This window comes from Saccharopolyspora sp. NPDC002376 (assembly GCF_053593195.1).
In genome coordinates this window covers 1-14,643 of the sequence record NZ_JBSFBZ010000059.1, presented here as the reverse complement: position 1 = coordinate 14,643, position 14,643 = coordinate 1, and the positions used below count along the sequence as shown (strand labels likewise).

Here is a 14,643-nt window from a genome sequence, read left to right as displayed (position 1 = left end):
GAAATCCGACCACAGTTTCAATTGAAACTGTGATCCGTCGTGCCTGGGATTTACAGTTTCAATTGAAACTGTGGATCAGCGGGTGCGGAGGTGAATGTGGTGGGCGCGGGCGAAGGCCGCGCGGTGCTGGGTGGCGCAGGCCGCCCAGGTGAACTCCTTGGCCCGGCGCTGCGCGGCGGTGGCCAGCGCTGATCGGCGGGTCGGGTCGTCGAGGAGTTCGGTGAGTCCCGTAGCGATGTCTCCGGCGCCCACTCCGCAGTAGGCGACGGCGTCACCGCCGACCTCGGGCAGGCTCAGCCGTCGTGTGGTGAGCACGGCAGCACCGCAGGCCATGGCCTCCAGGACCGGAAGGCCGAAGCCCTCACCGAGGCTCGGGTAGGCGACGACGTCCGCGCCGCCGAGGAATCCGGCGAGCTGCTCGAACGGAAAGTAGCCGGCCCGGATCACGCGGATCCGGTGCGGCACCGCTTCCAGCGCCCGCTCCACACGGGTGTCCCAGCCCGGCTGACCGGCCAGCACCAGCGCGGGCGAATCGGTGCGTCCCTGGCAGGCCAGGGTGAAGCCGCGGATCAGCGCGGGCACGTTCTTGCGGGGCTCCAGCGCGCCAAGGAAGGCCACGTACGGCTGGTCGTGCAGGCTCAGCCGCTCGCGGACCGCCTGGACCTCTTCTGGCGTCGGCGCGTGGAACCGGTCCGGGTCGACGCCGTGGTACATCACCGGCATCCGCGTCCGGTCGGCGCCGACGGAACGGGCGAGCTCGGCCGCGGTCGCCTCGCTCGGCACGATGCACAGCGTCGCGCGGCGCAGCGCGGTGCGCGTCCACGCGCGGAAGAAGCGGGCCTTGACCGGCGAGTGCACCGCCGGGTTGGTGAAGAACGTGGCGTCGTGCAAGGTCACCACCGACGCGGCCGGGTTGGCCAGCGGGGTCGTGTAGTGCGGGGAGTGCAGGACGTCGATCCCCAGCCGCCGGACCAGCAGCGGCAGGGTGGTTTGCTCCCAGGTCAGCCGCGCAGTGCGGGTGGCCACGGCTTCGGCGGCGGGCACCACGTCGGTGTGCGGCGCGATGGCCGCGTACAGCTCCGCGTCGCGGGGCTGGCAGGCGACGGTGAGCCGGGCGCCGTCGGCGTCCAGCGCCGCCAGCAGGGAGTCGACGTACCGGCCGACGCCGCCTCGGTCCGCGGGTACAGCGGTGGCGTCGATGAAGATGTGCGGCTCGCCTCTGTGCACCAGAGCAGAGTACGGGGCGAAAAGCCCAGTTTGGGACGAGAACGTGAAAATGTGTTCAGGCCTATGCCGAGTCGATGTCCAGGTGCAGCGCCCAGACCTCGCGCGCCACCCGCGTCCAGGTGAAATCCGCAACACGTCGATGCCCGGCTGCGACCAGCTCCGCCCGCCGCCGCGGATCGCCGAGCACCTCGCGCAGCGCAGCGGCGAGCGCGACCGGATCAGCACGCGGAGCGACCACTCCCGCACCCCCGGCGACCTCCACCAGCGCGGGCGCATCGGAGTGCACGACGGGAACACCGAGCGCCATCGCCTCGACCAGCGGCAGGCCGAAGCCTTCGGCGAGGCTGGGCGCGGCCAGCGCGCTCGCGTTGCGCAGCAGGACCGCCAGTTCGGCGTCGGTCACCGACGACAGCACGCGCACCCGGTCGCCGACCCCGCAATCCACGGCGATCTGCTGCAGGTCGAGGTCTCCCCACCCCTGGCGGCCGACGATCAGCAACGGGACGTCGGGGACCTCGGCCAGCGCCCACACCAGGTGCGGGTAGCCCTTGCGGGGCTCGATCGTGCCGATGGCCAGCACGTACTGCGGCGGCAGATCGAGCTGCACCGCCGGATCCGGCTCGGTCAGCAGCGACGGGGTGACGCCCTCGCCGATGACCTGCATGCGGGACGCGGAGGTGTGCTCGGCGAGTTCGGCGGCCACGGCGGAGGTGGGCACGACCAGCGCGTCGGCTTGCCGAGCGGCCCGGCCGATAGCCCTGCGGTGCCAGGAAACCCCTCGCGGTGTCAGGGTTTCCGGATGCGTCCACGGGACGGTGTCGTGCACGGTCACCACGAGCCCGCGCCCGCGCTTGGCGGGCGGCGCGAGGGGTGTCATGGCGTGCACGGAGTCGCCGCCCGGCCAGATCGGAACACCTCGCTCCCAAGCCGCGATCAGCGCCCGCCGCGGCAACGGCAGCACTCGCGGCCCAGCCACACCAGGCACTCGCGCGGCCTCGACGTCGCCGCCGCGGCTGATCACACTGCTGATCTCCCAGTCGTCGGGCGCGGTTTCGGCCATCGCGCGCAGCAACTCCCGCGTGTAGCGGCCGGTCCCACCGGGGACAGGGGCGAGCAGCTGCTCAGCGATCGCGACGAGCTCGGGCACCCGCCCAGCTTCCCATGCGACCAGCGGCGCGATTTCGCAGGCAGCCAAGGCTGGTGATCACGATCGGAGTTCGGCTGTGACAGGGCCGGCGGGCGCGGTGCGGGCTCGGCGTAACGTCACGGCCGTGACGTCGGAACAGGTGCGCAGCACCGTGGTCGTGGTGACCTGGCGAGGACGGGACCACATCGAGTCCTGCCTGGACGCCCTGGCTGCCCAAGACCGTCCACATCGGACGATCGTGGTGGACAACGCCTCCGACGACGGCACCGCCGAGCTGATCGCCGCGCACCCGTCGGCCCCCGAGGTCCTGCGGCTCCGCCGCAACCTCGGCTACGCCGGCGGCATCGCCGCCGCGCTGACGCGCGTCGCCACGCCTTACGTCGCGTGGCTCAACGACGACGCTGCGCCAGCCTCCGGCTGGCTCGCGGCGCTCGAGACCGCGCTCGACGCGGACCGCTCTGCGGCTGCGGCGACCTCCGTGCTCCGCACGTCGGACGGCCGCACGCAGTCCGCCGGCGTACGCCTCACGGCCGACGGCCACGGCGCTGACGCGCCTGAAGCCTCCGGCGAGGTGTTCGGCTTCTGCGGCGGCGCAGCACTGCTGCGCACCGATCTGCTGCGCGAAGCGGGCGGTGTCCCCGCCCACTTCTTCTGCTACTACGAGGACACCGACACGTCCTGGCGCCTACGCCTCGCCGGACACCGAATCGTCTCCACGCCCGAGGCCGTCGCAGCGCACGCTCACGGCGCGACGGCACAACCCGGTTCCGCGCAGTTCCACCGCTGGAACGAGCGCAATCGCCTGTTCATGCTGCTGCGCTGCGCCCCCGCGAAGATCGCGGCCCGCGAACTCGCCCGCTTCGCCGCGATCACACTCGCGCTCCCGCTGCGCAAGAACGTCCCCGACGCCGAGAACTTCAGCGTCCCCCTCCGCCTCCGCGTCCTCACCGAGGTGCTCCGCCGCTTCCCCACAACACTGCGAGAACGCCGCAAGATCACCCGGTCCTTCCCTACCGACCAGATCTGGCGGCAATGGGCCGGCCGCTGACACTCCTTCGACTCTCTTAACAGAAGGCCATCGAATCGGGTAGGCGGATCGGATCGGACTCCCGGCATGGTGCACGCTTTAGGCGTGGCTGGAACTTCCGACCTCAGCAACCTGCCCCTCGTGTCCGTGATCGTCGTGAACTACCGCGGCGCCGACGACACCGTCGAGTGCCTGCGCGCTCTGCGCGACGAGCTCGACTACCCGGCCGAGCGGCTGGAGGTGATCTGCGTCGACAACGCCTCCGGCGACGGGAGTGCGGAGCGGATCCGGGCCGCCGCCCCGGACGTGCGGTTGGTCGAGTCGGACAGCAACCTCGGGTTCGCCGGTGGCTGCAACCTCGCCGCCCGCAACGCCTCCGGCCAGGTGCTAGCGTTCCTCAACAACGACGCGCGACCGGACCGGGACTGGGTGCGCTCGGCCGTCGCGGTGCTGCGGGCCGAGCCGACCGTGGGTGCGGTCGCCAGCAAGGTGCTGGACTGGGAAGGGCGGCACATCGACTTCGTCGACGGCGGGCTGACCTGGTTCGGCATGGGCTACAAGCGCCACGCCGGCGAGGTCGACGACCACTCGCACGACGCCGCGCGGGACGTGCTGTTCGGCACCGGATCGGCGCTGTTCGTGCGCGCCGAGCTGTTCGCCGCGCTGGACGGCTTCGACGAGCGCTTCTTCATGTTCTACGAGGACGTGGACCTGGGCTGGCGGCTGAACCTGCGCGGCTGGCGGGTCCGCTACGAGCCGCGGTCGCTGACCTTCCACCGGCACCACGCGTCGATGACCGACATCGCCTCGTCGCGGGAGCACTACCTGCTGGAACGCAACGCGCTCGCCGCGCTCTACAAGAACGTCTCCGACGAGACGCTGGCGAAGGCACTGCCCGCGGCGATGGCGCTGGCGGTGCGGCGGGCCACCGCGCGCGGCGAGATCGACCCGACGCAGCTGGAGATCACCCGCCGCGGCGAGTCCGAGGACGACTCCCCGGTGCCGATCGACCGCTCCGCGCTGGCCGGGATGCTGGCCATCGACCAGTTCGTGGAGATGCTGCCGTCGCTGAAGAAGTCCCGCGAGGAGGAGCAGCAGGCGCGGGTGCGCACCGACGCGGACCTGGTTCCGCTGATGCGCAAGGCGATGGAACCGGCCTACCCGCTGCCGCGCTACCTCGCCGCGCACGACGCGCTGGTGGAGGCCTTCGGCTTGGACGAGGTCTTCGGCCGTCCCCGCAAGGTCGTGGTGATCACCGGCGACGCGGTCACCGAGCGGATGGCCGGTCCGGCGATCCGCGCCTGGCACATGGCCGAGGTGCTCTCCGTCGAGCACCAGGTGCGGCTGGTCAGCGTCAACGATCTGGTGAGCCCGCCGTCGGCGGAGTTCGAGGTGCACGCGGCCAAGCCGCGCGAGCTCTCCGCGCACGTCGACTGGGCCGACATCGTGGTGCTGCAGGGGCACGTGCTGGAGATGGTGCCGGCGCTCAAGAAGGTCGATTCCACCAAGATCGTGGTCTGCGACGTCTACGACCCGATGCACCTGGAACTGCTCGAGCAGGGCCGCGACACCGACGACGAGCGCCGCGCCAAGGACCTGGCCGGGGTCACGAAGGTGCTCAACACCCAGCTGCAGCGCGGCGATTTCTTCCTCTGCGCCTCCGAACGCCAGCGGCACTTCTGGCTGGGGCACCTGGCCTCGTTGGGCCGCCTGACGCCGGGGCTGTACGACAACGACCCGACGGTGCGCTCGCTGCTGTCGGTGGTGCCGTTCGGCCTGCCGTCGGTGGCGCCGCGCCGCACCAGCCCGGCGATCAAGGCCGCCCACCCCGGCATCTCCGCCGACGACAAGGTGGTGCTGTGGGCAGGCGGGGTCTACAGCTGGTTCGACCCGCTGACGCTGCTGCACGCGGTGCACCGGATTTCCCAGCGGCACAACGACATCCGCCTGTTCTTCCTCGGCATGAAGCACCCGAACCCGGACGTGCCGGAGATGGGCATGGCCGGCCAGACCCGCGCGCTGGCCCACCGGCTCGGGCTGACCGACAAGTTCGCGTTCTTCAACGAGACCTGGGTGCCCTACCAGGAGCGGCAGAACTACCTGCTGGACGCCGACTGCGGCGTGACCACCCACTTCGAGCACGTGGAGACGACGTTCGCGTTCCGCACCCGAGTGCTGGACTACCTGTGGTCCGGGCTGCCGGTGGTGACCACCGACGGCGACTCGTTCGCCGACCTGGTGCGTTCGGAGCGCATCGGCGTCGTGGTGCCCGCCGAGGACCCGGACGCGCTGGCCGAGGCACTGGAAAAGGTGCTCTACGACGAGGAATTCGCCGCGGAGTGCCGCCGCCGCATCGAGCCGGTGCGGGAGCGCTTCACCTGGGAATCGGTGCTGGCGCCGCTCACCGAGTTCTGCCGCGACCCGCGCCCGGCCGCCGACCGGCTCAAGGCGTCCTCGCCGCTGGTGCGAAGCCCGCAGATCAACGGCACGGAGGCGGTGCGCCGGGACCTCGCGCTGCTGCGGGAGTACCTGGACGCGGGTGGGCCGCTGGAGGTCGCGAAGCGAGCCGGCGGGCGACTGCGGCGACTCGTCGGTGAGCGGTTCCGTGGGCGCTGACCTGCGTGTTCTGCTCGACGGAACGCCGTTGCTGGGCAACCGCACCGGGATCGGTCGGTACACGACGTTGCTGGTCGCGGAACTGGCGTCGCTTGTGGACGTTCGGCTGGTCGGGTTCACGACTCGAGGCTGGCGGGAGCTCCGTGAAGTGGCGCCGCCGGGGACGCGGGCTGTTGGGCCGCCGATTCCGGCTCGGGTGTTGCGGATGCTTTGGCAGCGCGGTGCTTTTCCGCCGATCGAGCTGCTCGCGGGGCGGGCGGACGTGGTGCACGGGACGAACTTCGTGCTGCCGCCGTCCGTCCGGGCCGCAGGGGTGGTGACCGTGCATGATCTGGCTTTTCTGGATGATCCTTCGCTGGCGGAGGCTGATCTTCCTGCGCTGGTGCGGAGTTCGGTGCAGCGGGCGCGGGTGGTGTGCACGCCGACCGCTGCGGTTGCTGATGCGGTCAGCGCCCGGCTCGACGTCCCGCGCGACAAGGTGGCGGTGACTCCGCTCGGCGTGGATCCGACGTGGTTCGCTGCTGCACCGCTGGATTCTGCGCTTCGCGTCCACTATGGACTTCCTGCTGAGTATCTACTCTTCGTCGGCGCTGAAGGGCCGCGCAAGGGCCTTGCCGGACTGCTGGAAGCGCACGGTCCGGACCTGCCGCCGCTGGTCATCGCCGGTCCCGGTGAACCGGGGAACGACGGCGCGGTGATCCGCACCGGCTACCTTCCCGAGGACCACCTGCGTCGACTGGTCGCCGGTGCCAGCGCTCTCGTTCTCCCGTCCCGCGACGAAGGTTTTGGCCTCCCCGCGATGGAAGCGCTGGCCTGCGGAACGCCCGTGGCTTGCTCTGACATTCCGGCTCTCCGGGAAGTCACCGCCGGTCATGCGACCTACTTCCCGTTCGGCGACCCGGGCGCGCTCAACGAAGCCCTGCACCAAGCGCTGACAGACCCGCCGGACCCGGAAAAAGGCCGAGCGCAAGCAAAAACTTTCACCTGGCGAGCCTGCGCTGACGCAACCACCGCCGCCTACCGCCGAGCAGTGGGCTGAGGCTGGACCGAGGTTTCGGCCGGCTTTTCAAGGTCAACATGACCTCTTCGGGTTACCCCGCCGCTCCGCGGAGCGCTTCCGCGTCGGTTTCGAACGCCGCGTGCAACGCTTCCTGCCACGTGCGCATGGGGGTCAGCCCCGCGTCGCGCCAGGCCGCGTCCGACAGGACCGAGTACGCCGGGCGCGGGGCCGGGCGCGGGTAGTCCGCCGTCGTGCACGGCTGGACGCGTGCTTCGTCCAGGCCGAGCTCCGCGAAGATCGCTCGGGCGAATTCGCACCAGCTCGCCTGGCCGGAATTGGTGCAGTGCAACACCTTCTGCTCCGGCCCGCGGCGCTCGGCCACTCGCTCCGCCAGTTCCACCAGGCCCTGCGCAAGGTCTGCTGCCCAGGTCGGGGAACCGATCTGATCGTCCACAACGGACAGGGAGTCGCGTTCGCCGGACAGGCGGACCATCGTCTTCACGAAGTTCCCGCCGCGGGCTCCGTAGACCCATGCGGTGCGCACCACCCAGGCTCGGGCGCCGGAGTCCAGGACCGCGCGTTCGCCGTCGAGCTTGGTGCGGCCGTAGACCGTGCGCGGACCGGTTTCGTCCGTCGGCTCGTACGGACGGTCGGCGTCGCCACCGAACACGTAGTCCGTGGACACGTGCAGCAGCGGGATTCCGTTGCGGTGGCAGGCCTGCGCCAGCTGCGCCGGACCTTCGGCGTTGACCAGCTTCGCCCGCTTCTCGTCAGATTCCGCGGCGTCCACCGCGGTGTAGGCCGAAGCGTTGATCACCACCGGGCGGAGGTCAACGTCGCGGGCGGTTTCGGCGAAGGAATCCACCGCGTCGACGACCGCCTCGCGATCGGTGATGTCGAGCTCCGCAGAACCCGGGGCGTGCACGAGAGCGCCGGGGCGCGCGGACACGATCCGGACCAGTTCGGTGCCCAGCTGACCGCGGCCGCCCGGGACCAGGACGGCGAGGCGGGTCATCGAGCCACCGCCGAACGGGCCTTCAGCGGCTCCCACCAGGCGCGGTTGCCCTGGTACCAGCGGACGGTCTCGCGCAAACCGGTCTCGAAGTCCTTCTGCGGCTCGTAACCCAGCTCGCGGACGATCTTGCCGTGGTCCACCGAGTAGCGGCGGTCATGCCCCTTGCGGTCCTCCACCGGCCGCACCATCGACCAGTCCTGCCCCAGCTCGGCCAGCACCCGCTCGGTGAGCTCCTTGTTGGTCAGCTCGGTACCGCCGCCGATGTTGTAGATCTCGCCCGGCCGCCCGGACTCGGCGACCAGCTGGATGCCCCGGCAGTGGTCGTCGACGTGCAGCCAGTCCCGCACGTTGAGGCCGTCGCCGTAGAGCGGCACCTGGTGGCCGTCCATCAGGTTGGTGATGAACAGCGGCAGCACCTTCTCCGGGAACTGGTACGGCCCGTAGTTGTTGGAGCAGCGGGTGATGCAGACCGGCAGACCGTGCGTGCGGTGGTAGGCGCGGGCCAGCAGGTCCGAGCTCGCCTTCGCCGCCGAGTAGGGCGAATTCGGCTCGAGCGCGTGCTCCTCCGGCCAGGAACCGGACTCGATCGAGCCGTACACCTCGTCGGTGGAGATGTGCACGAACTTGCCGACCTCGGCGTCGAGCGCGGCCTGCAGCAGAACGTTGGTGCCCACCACGTTGGTGAGCACGAAGGCGTCCGATCCGGTGATGGAGCGGTCCACGTGCGTTTCGGCGGCGAAGTGCACCACCGCGTCCACACCGGACATCAGGCGGGTCACCAGCTCGCGGTCGCAGATGTCACCGCGGACGAACTCCAGCCGCGGGTCGTCGGCGACCGGTGCCAGGTTCGCCTCGTTGCCCGCGTAGGTGAGCTTGTCGAGCACGACCACCTCGGCGTCGGCGTACGCCGGGTACGCGCCGCCGATCAGCTGTCGCACGTAGTGCGAGCCGATGAAACCGGCTCCACCGGTGACCAGAGTCCGCATCAGGCCCCTTCTCTCCTGTTTGTGCTGCCTCGCCTGATTTCTCGCGGGGCACCGCCGCGATCGGGGCATCGTGCGAAGTCTGGCATGCTCCGCCCGGCAGCAACCAAGGTCCCCAGTTACGCAGAGTATTGAAATGGTCTCACTCTTATGAGCGTCATCACCTCAAAACTGGGATCTGCCCACCGATCCCACGGGCCCCGCTAGCCTGCAACCAGAACACGAGCAAAATCACCTCCCGAAGGTGTAACACTCGCGGCAGTCCAAGGAGGAAGCGGCGTGGAGGATCGGCCCAGGTGGCCAAGCGGCCCGCAGGGTCAGCCGGGCAGGCCCGCACCACCACGCGGCGACGGCCGCGGCCGGCCCGGCACCGCTGGCAGCCCCGCTTCGAGCGGTCGACGCGGCGGTCGCGCGGGCAACGCGCCACCCTCCGGCGGCCCCGGCCGAAAGACTCCGCAGAGTGAAGCACGCCAGCGTCCGTCGGGCCGTTCAGGTGAAGCGAACGTTCCTCCGGAGGACGACGTCTGGAGTCGTCGCCGCTCCGGGCGCTCCAAGCGAACCGGCCGCGGTGGACGCAGCGCCCGCGCCACCGGGCGCGTGCTGGTCGCACTGCTGTCCGTGCTGGTGCTGACCTCCACCGGCTTCGGCTGGGCGATGTTCCGGCCCGGCAGTGGCAGCACCTCTACCGCCGACGTCATCGGCAACGGTTTCAACGCGCCGGACGGCGCCACCGACATCCTGCTGATCGGCAACGACAGCCGCACCGATGCCCACGGCAACCCGCTGCCCGACGAAGTCCTGCGCGAACTGCGCACTTCCCAGGAAGGCGGCGACCTCACCGACGCCATGATCCTGGTGCGCATCCCCAACGGCGGCGCCAGCGCCAGCGCGATCTCCTTCCCCCGCGACACACTCGTCGACCTCGGGCTCGGCATGGGCAAGACCAAGCTCACCGAGACGATGAACAACGGCATGGCCGTCGAGCGCGAGAAGCTGAAGAACGAAGGCGTCACCGACGAGAAGGAGATCGAGGACAAGTCCCGGCTCGCCGGCAAGCAGCTGCTGCGCAAGACGATCGAAGACCTCAGCGGCGTCAGCATCGACCACTACGCCGAGGTCAACCTGCTGGGCTTCTACGAGATCACCAAGGCCGTCGGCGGTGTCGAAGTCTGCCTGACGGACGACACCAAGGACCCGCTGTCCGGCGCCGACTTCAAGAAGGGCGTGCAGACCATCGAGGGCGGCGACGCGCTGGCCTTCGTCCGGCAGCGGCACGGCCTGATCAACGAGCTCTCCCGCGGCAAGCGCCAGCAGGTGTTCATGTCCGGGCTCGCCCGCAAGGTGATGTCCACCGGCACCCTGACCAACCCGGCGAAGCTGACCGAGCTGATCAACGCGATCAAGAAGTCGGTCACCCTGGACCCCGCACTGGCCAACGACCTGCTCGGCTTCGCCCAGCAGATGCAGAACATCGCCGGTGGCGACGTGCAGTTCTACACCGCCCCGGTGCACCTGGTCGGCCCGTCCGGCAAGGAGGACGTCACCATCAACATCGCCGAGTCCCGGCAGTTCGCGGCCGATCTCCTGCTGCCCCCCCAAGAACGGGAGCAGAAGATGGCCGCGCAGAAGGCCCGCGCGGAGACCTCGGTCAGCGTCTACAACGCCTCCGGTGTCAGCGGTCTGGCCGCCCGGGTGCTCGACGAGGTGTCCGCGCAGGGCTTCACGGCCGGCAACAGCTCGAACGCCGACGCCATGGCGAACTCGGTCGTCTACTTCGCGGCCGGCGAGGAAGAAACCGCCAAGCAGGTGGCCGAATCCCTCGGCGGGCTGTCCACCGAGGCGAGCGCCAACGTCCAGTCCGGCAGCGTCCAGGTCTACCTGGGCGAGGACTACGAGGGCCCCGGCGTGCAGAACTTCGCCGGCCCGCGGATGGTCAAGCTCGACGGCTTCCGCCAGCTGCCGCCGCTGCACACCCAGCAAGACGTCAACGAGCAGCCCATCACCCCCGACGGAATCCCCTGCGTCGAGTGACGCTCGCATCACATCGATCGCGTCCACAATCCGAGGTGTGGCAGCGGTTAACCTTGTCCGGCAACGCACCGCGGCGGGGGAGGCCAAGTGGGCGAACCGGAGCAGGAGACCGACGAGGCGACGGAACCGACCGCGCAGCCACGGACCGGGTTTCGCATCGCCGGTCGCAGCGCGATCGCACTGATCTCGGCGGTCGTGCTCGGCATCACCGCCGTCGGCTGGATCGTGGTGGACCGCCTCAGCGACGTCAGCTCCGCGAACGTGCTCGGCGACCCGCCGCAGCAGCAGAGCGATGACGACGGCGCGACCGACGTCCTGCTGGTCGGCAGCGACAGCCGCACCGACGCGCAGGGCAACCCGCTGCCGAACAGCGTGCTCAAGCAGCTGCGCACCGAGGCCATCGGCGGCCTGAACACCGACAGCCTCGTGGTGATCCGGGTACCGCACGGCAACGCGCAGCCGACCGCCGTGTCCATCCCCCGCGACACCTACGCGGACGTACCCGGCGGCCGGACGGAGAAGATCAACGCGGTCTACGGCCTGACCAAGAACGCCACCGCCGAGAAGCTCCGCTCCGAGGGACGCCCGGAGGACCAGGTCGAGCACGAGTCGCAGCAGGCTGGTCAACGCGCGCTGGTGCAGACGGTGCAGAACCTCACCGGGCTGCGCATCGACCACTACGCGGAGATCAACCTCCTCGGCTTCTACGAGCTCACCGAAGCCGTCGGCGGTGTCGACGTGTGCCTGAAGCACGACACCAGCGACAAGGACTCCGGCGCCGACTTCACCGCCGGGCAGCACACCATCTCGGGCGGCGACGCGCTGTCGTTCGTCCGGCAGCGGCACGGTCTGCCCCGCGGCGACCTGGACCGGATCGTGCGCCAGCAGGTGTTCATGGCGGCACTGGCGAACAAGGTGCTGTCCACCGGAACGCTCACCGACCCGGCGATGGTCAACGACCTGGTGCAGGCCGCGCGCCGCGCAGTGGTGCTGGACGAGGGCTGGGAACCGCTGGGCTTCGTCGAGCAGATGCAGGAGATCGCGGCCGGCCGGGTCGCGTTCATGACGATGCCGGTGACCAACACCAACGCCCGCGACGACCGCGGCCAGAGCATCATCAACGTCGATCCCGCTGAGACGCACCGCTTCTTCGCCGGTCTGGCCAACACACCTCCCGGCTTGGTGGCGACGCCGAAGCTGCGGTTGGACGGTACTGCCCGCACCGAACAGCCGATCACCTCGAACGGCAGCATCCCCTGCGTGGACTGACCGGACTGCGGCTTAGGCTCGGCGCATGAGCGTTACCCAGGCGCTGCTCGGCCCGCTGCTGGCCGAAGGGGCCCCCAAACCGCTGATCACGCACTACGACGACGCCACCGGGGCGCGCATCGAACTGTCCCGGGCGACCACCGCGAACTGGGCGGCCAAGACGGCGAACTGGCTCGTCGACGAGATGGACCTGGAGCCGGAGACGCCCGTGCTGGTGGCGCTGCCCGCGCACTGGCAAACCGTAGGCGTGCTGCTGGGCGCCTGGTGGTGCGGCGCGCACATCACCAACGATCCCCGAGGCGCCGAGGTCGCTTTCGTACCCGCCACCGACTTGGACCGCGGTGAAGGCGCCCGCACTGTGGCGGCCGTCGGCCTCGACGCGCTCGGGGCTCCGCTGCGCGGACTGCCGGACGGAGTCATCGACTACGTGTCGGACATCCGCGTGCACGGCGACGACTTCAGTCCGATGCTGCCGATCGACGGCGACACCCCCGCACTGCTCGACCGGTCCGTCGACGAATTGGTTTCCCACGCCCGGGAACGCGCTGAAGCTCTGCACATCGGGCCCACCGACCGCGTGCTGTCCACATTGGAATGGGCGCTGCCCGATGGCGTGGTGGACGGTCTGCTGGCGGTGCTCGCCGGGCGGTCATCCCTGGTGCACTGCACGAATCTCGATCCGGCGAAGCGCGAAAGCCGCCGCGACTCCGAGCGGACCACCGTCGAACTGGGCAACTGACCCCGGACATGAGAAACGGCCTGCCCCGGATCGGGACAGGCCGTTCTTCATGCGTCAGGCCGCGGGCTGCTCGACCTTCTCCGAGTTTCCCTTGAACAGTCCGGAAAGCGTGTAACGCGGGCCGCTGAAACCGAGCGCCAGGCTCGCCGCCGCGAGCACCAGGACGTACTCGAACCCGCCGTCGCTGCTGAAGAATCCAGCGCTGAGGTGCGCGGTGAACAGCGCGCCGATCATGATCGCCGCGAGCAGGATGCCCGCGAAGGGCAGCAGCACGCCCAGGATCAGCCCGAGCCCGCCGACGATCTCGACAGTCGCGGTGAACCACGCCGCCACGGCGGGCAAGCCCATCTCGCTGAAGGACGCGACGACGTTGTCCATGCCGTAGAGCACGAACTTCTGGTAACCGTGCGCGAGGAAGGTCGCGCCCACCACGAGGCGAGCGACCAGGGCCATCACGTCGCGAAGACGGTGCTGCATGCGTAGGCCTTTCGGGGAGTGGGTCTGCGTTGTCAACCATAATACGTGAAACTTCAAATAAACCGCCTGTCGAGAAGATGCTCACACGGCCGCCGCCCCAAGCCGCGAAATCGCGCCAACTCGCCAAAAAGATGGCAAGCGACCAGTACCAGCTGCGGATACTGGTAAGTAACATCGAGGGATGTATGACATCCAGGCGCTCTTCACTCCCGCCGGCGAGCAGCTCGTGCCGAGTGAAGCTGCCTGCAGCCCCTGGGGCGAACTGGTCGGCGGCGGTCCGGTGGCAGGGCTGCTCGCCCGAGCCGTGGAACTGACCAGCAACGACCCGGACCTGTTCATCGCCCGACTCACCGTGGACCTGATGCGACCGGTGCCGGCCAAGCCGCTGTCCGTCACCGCCGAACCACTGCGAACCGGGAAACGCCTGCAGGTGAGCGAAGCGACCCTCACCGTCGACGGCAAGCCCTCGGCTCGCGCCACCGCCCAACTACTGCGACGCACCGAAATGGACGGAGTCGTACCGGATGTGAAGACGCCCTTCCCCAGGCCTTCCGAACTAGCGGACGGGCACTTGCTGCCCCCGGAGCTCGGACTGCGCTGGGGAGTTCACGACGTGGTCCAGGTCCGCTGGCAAGAAGATCAGCGAGCGACCAGCACCAGCAAGGCGTGGATGCACATGCCAATGCCACTGGTTTCCGGCGAAGCGCTGAGCCCGCTGGCTCACGTCGCGATCCTGGTCGACTGCATCAGCGCGGCCAGTCCAGTCGGACCGATCTTCGGCCCGTGGATCAACACCGACATCACGCTCTACCTGCACCGCCCGTTCGAAGGCGAATGGCTCGGCATGGAGATGGACCGGGACGTGCAACCGACCGGCATCGGCGTGGCCAACGCCCGCCTCTACGACGAACGAGGTCTCATCGGCAGCGCCCACGAAGCAGTCATGGTCAACCAACTCGGCTGAACGGTGGTCCCGCAATCCGCGGGGCCACCCTCCCCGAAAAGTTCTGGGAATAGCAGAAGGCCTCTCCTTCCCAGCGCATAGCCGGAAAGGAGAGGCCTCCTGTGAATAGTGTGTCGGCGGTGTCTTACTCTCCCACACCCTGTCGAGT

12 protein-coding genes are annotated in these 14,643 nt (G+C 69.5%); 7 read left to right on the top strand and 5 right to left on the bottom strand.

The window, feature by feature from the left end; translation table 11 throughout:
* Window positions 1–75: 75 nt before the first annotated feature.
* Window positions 76–1,206 carry a glycosyltransferase family 4 protein gene (locus ACWCO2_RS29910; RefSeq protein ID WP_450131162.1) on the bottom strand — a complete coding sequence of 377 codons (1,131 nt, stop codon included), beginning with the start codon at window positions 1,204–1,206 and terminating at the stop codon, window positions 76–78.
* A gap of 82 nt (window positions 1,207–1,288) precedes the next feature.
* Window positions 1,289–2,374: a glycosyltransferase family 4 protein gene (locus ACWCO2_RS29905; protein ID WP_450131132.1), complete on the bottom strand. Its 1,086-nt coding sequence runs from the start codon at window positions 2,372–2,374 to the stop codon at window positions 1,289–1,291.
* 124 nt (window positions 2,375–2,498) lie between these two features.
* Between ACWCO2_RS29905 and ACWCO2_RS29900 the strand changes: the two genes are divergently transcribed.
* The 3 genes from ACWCO2_RS29900 to ACWCO2_RS29890 all read left to right on the top strand — a co-directional run bounded on the left by ACWCO2_RS29900 (window position 2,499) and on the right by ACWCO2_RS29890 (window position 7,056).
* Window positions 2,499–3,422, top strand: a complete 924-nt coding sequence (locus ACWCO2_RS29900; protein WP_450131131.1) for a glycosyltransferase family 2 protein — start codon at window positions 2,499–2,501, stop codon at window positions 3,420–3,422.
* 66 nt (window positions 3,423–3,488) lie between these two features.
* Window positions 3,489–6,017 carry a glycosyltransferase gene (locus ACWCO2_RS29895; RefSeq protein WP_450131130.1) on the top strand — a complete coding sequence of 843 codons (2,529 nt, stop codon included), beginning with the start codon at window positions 3,489–3,491 and terminating at the stop codon, window positions 6,015–6,017.
* Complete coding sequence (locus tag ACWCO2_RS29890) at window positions 6,007–7,056, top strand: glycosyltransferase family 4 protein (protein ID WP_450131161.1); 1,050 nt, start codon at window positions 6,007–6,009, stop codon at window positions 7,054–7,056. The genes ACWCO2_RS29895 and ACWCO2_RS29890 overlap by 11 nt, the downstream gene beginning before the upstream one ends.
* A 52-nt stretch (window positions 7,057–7,108) precedes the next feature.
* Here the strand turns inward: ACWCO2_RS29890 and rfbD are convergent, their stop codons facing one another.
* Together rfbD and rfbB are read right to left on the bottom strand one after the other, a co-directional pair.
* Window positions 7,109–8,032, bottom strand: a complete 924-nt coding sequence (rfbD, locus tag ACWCO2_RS29885; RefSeq protein ID WP_450131129.1) for a dTDP-4-dehydrorhamnose reductase — start codon at window positions 8,030–8,032, stop codon at window positions 7,109–7,111.
* Complete coding sequence (rfbB, locus tag ACWCO2_RS29880) at window positions 8,029–9,018, bottom strand: dTDP-glucose 4,6-dehydratase (RefSeq protein ID WP_450131128.1); 990 nt, start codon at window positions 9,016–9,018, stop codon at window positions 8,029–8,031. Before rfbB ends, rfbD begins: the two co-directional genes overlap by 4 nt.
* 594 nt (window positions 9,019–9,612) lie before the next feature.
* Between rfbB and ACWCO2_RS29875 the strand changes: the two genes are divergently transcribed.
* The 3 genes from ACWCO2_RS29875 to ACWCO2_RS29865 all read left to right on the top strand — a co-directional run bounded on the left by ACWCO2_RS29875 (window position 9,613) and on the right by ACWCO2_RS29865 (window position 13,054).
* Window positions 9,613–11,046 carry an LCP family protein gene (locus ACWCO2_RS29875; protein WP_450131127.1) on the top strand — a complete coding sequence of 478 codons (1,434 nt, stop codon included), beginning with the start codon at window positions 9,613–9,615 and terminating at the stop codon, window positions 11,044–11,046.
* Window positions 11,047–11,133: 87 nt separating this feature from the next.
* The gene (locus ACWCO2_RS29870) at window positions 11,134–12,315 is read left to right on the top strand and encodes an LCP family protein (RefSeq protein ID WP_450131126.1); all 1,182 of its coding nucleotides are present in this window, start codon (window positions 11,134–11,136) and stop codon (window positions 12,313–12,315) included.
* Between the two features lie 25 nt (window positions 12,316–12,340).
* Window positions 12,341–13,054 (top strand): TIGR03089 family protein, encoded by a 714-nt coding sequence (locus ACWCO2_RS29865; RefSeq protein WP_450131125.1) that lies wholly within the window; start codon window positions 12,341–12,343, stop codon window positions 13,052–13,054.
* A 54-nt stretch (window positions 13,055–13,108) separates the two neighbouring features.
* Here ACWCO2_RS29865 and ACWCO2_RS29860 read toward each other — a convergent pair whose 3' ends face one another.
* Window positions 13,109–13,531, bottom strand: a complete 423-nt coding sequence (locus ACWCO2_RS29860) for a DoxX family protein (RefSeq protein ID WP_450131124.1) — start codon at window positions 13,529–13,531, stop codon at window positions 13,109–13,111.
* Between the two features lie 181 nt (window positions 13,532–13,712).
* On the opposite strand from ACWCO2_RS29860, the gene ACWCO2_RS29855 reads away from it, so the two are divergent.
* Complete coding sequence (locus ACWCO2_RS29855; RefSeq protein WP_450131123.1) at window positions 13,713–14,495, top strand: thioesterase family protein; 783 nt, start codon at window positions 13,713–13,715, stop codon at window positions 14,493–14,495.
* Window positions 14,496–14,643: the final 148 nt, after the last annotated feature.

What these genes read in the sequence shown, in the direction of transcription:
- rfbB (WP_450131128.1), bottom strand. Translation starts at nt 9,018, where the DNA reads ATGCGGACTCTGGTCACCGGTGGAGCCGGTTTCATCGGCTCGCACTAC.
- rfbD (WP_450131129.1), bottom strand. Translation starts at nt 8,032, where the DNA reads ATGACCCGCCTCGCCGTCCTGGTCCCGGGCGGCCGCGGTCAGCTGGGC.
- ACWCO2_RS29865 (WP_450131125.1), top strand. Translation starts at nt 12,341, where the DNA reads ATGAGCGTTACCCAGGCGCTGCTCGGCCCGCTGCTGGCCGAAGGGGCC.
- ACWCO2_RS29860 (WP_450131124.1), bottom strand. Translation starts at nt 13,531, where the DNA reads ATGCAGCACCGTCTTCGCGACGTGATGGCCCTGGTCGCTCGCCTCGTG.
- ACWCO2_RS29855 (WP_450131123.1), top strand. Translation starts at nt 13,713, where the DNA reads ATGTATGACATCCAGGCGCTCTTCACTCCCGCCGGCGAGCAGCTCGTG.
- ACWCO2_RS29895 (WP_450131130.1), top strand. Translation starts at nt 3,489, where the DNA reads ATGGTGCACGCTTTAGGCGTGGCTGGAACTTCCGACCTCAGCAACCTG.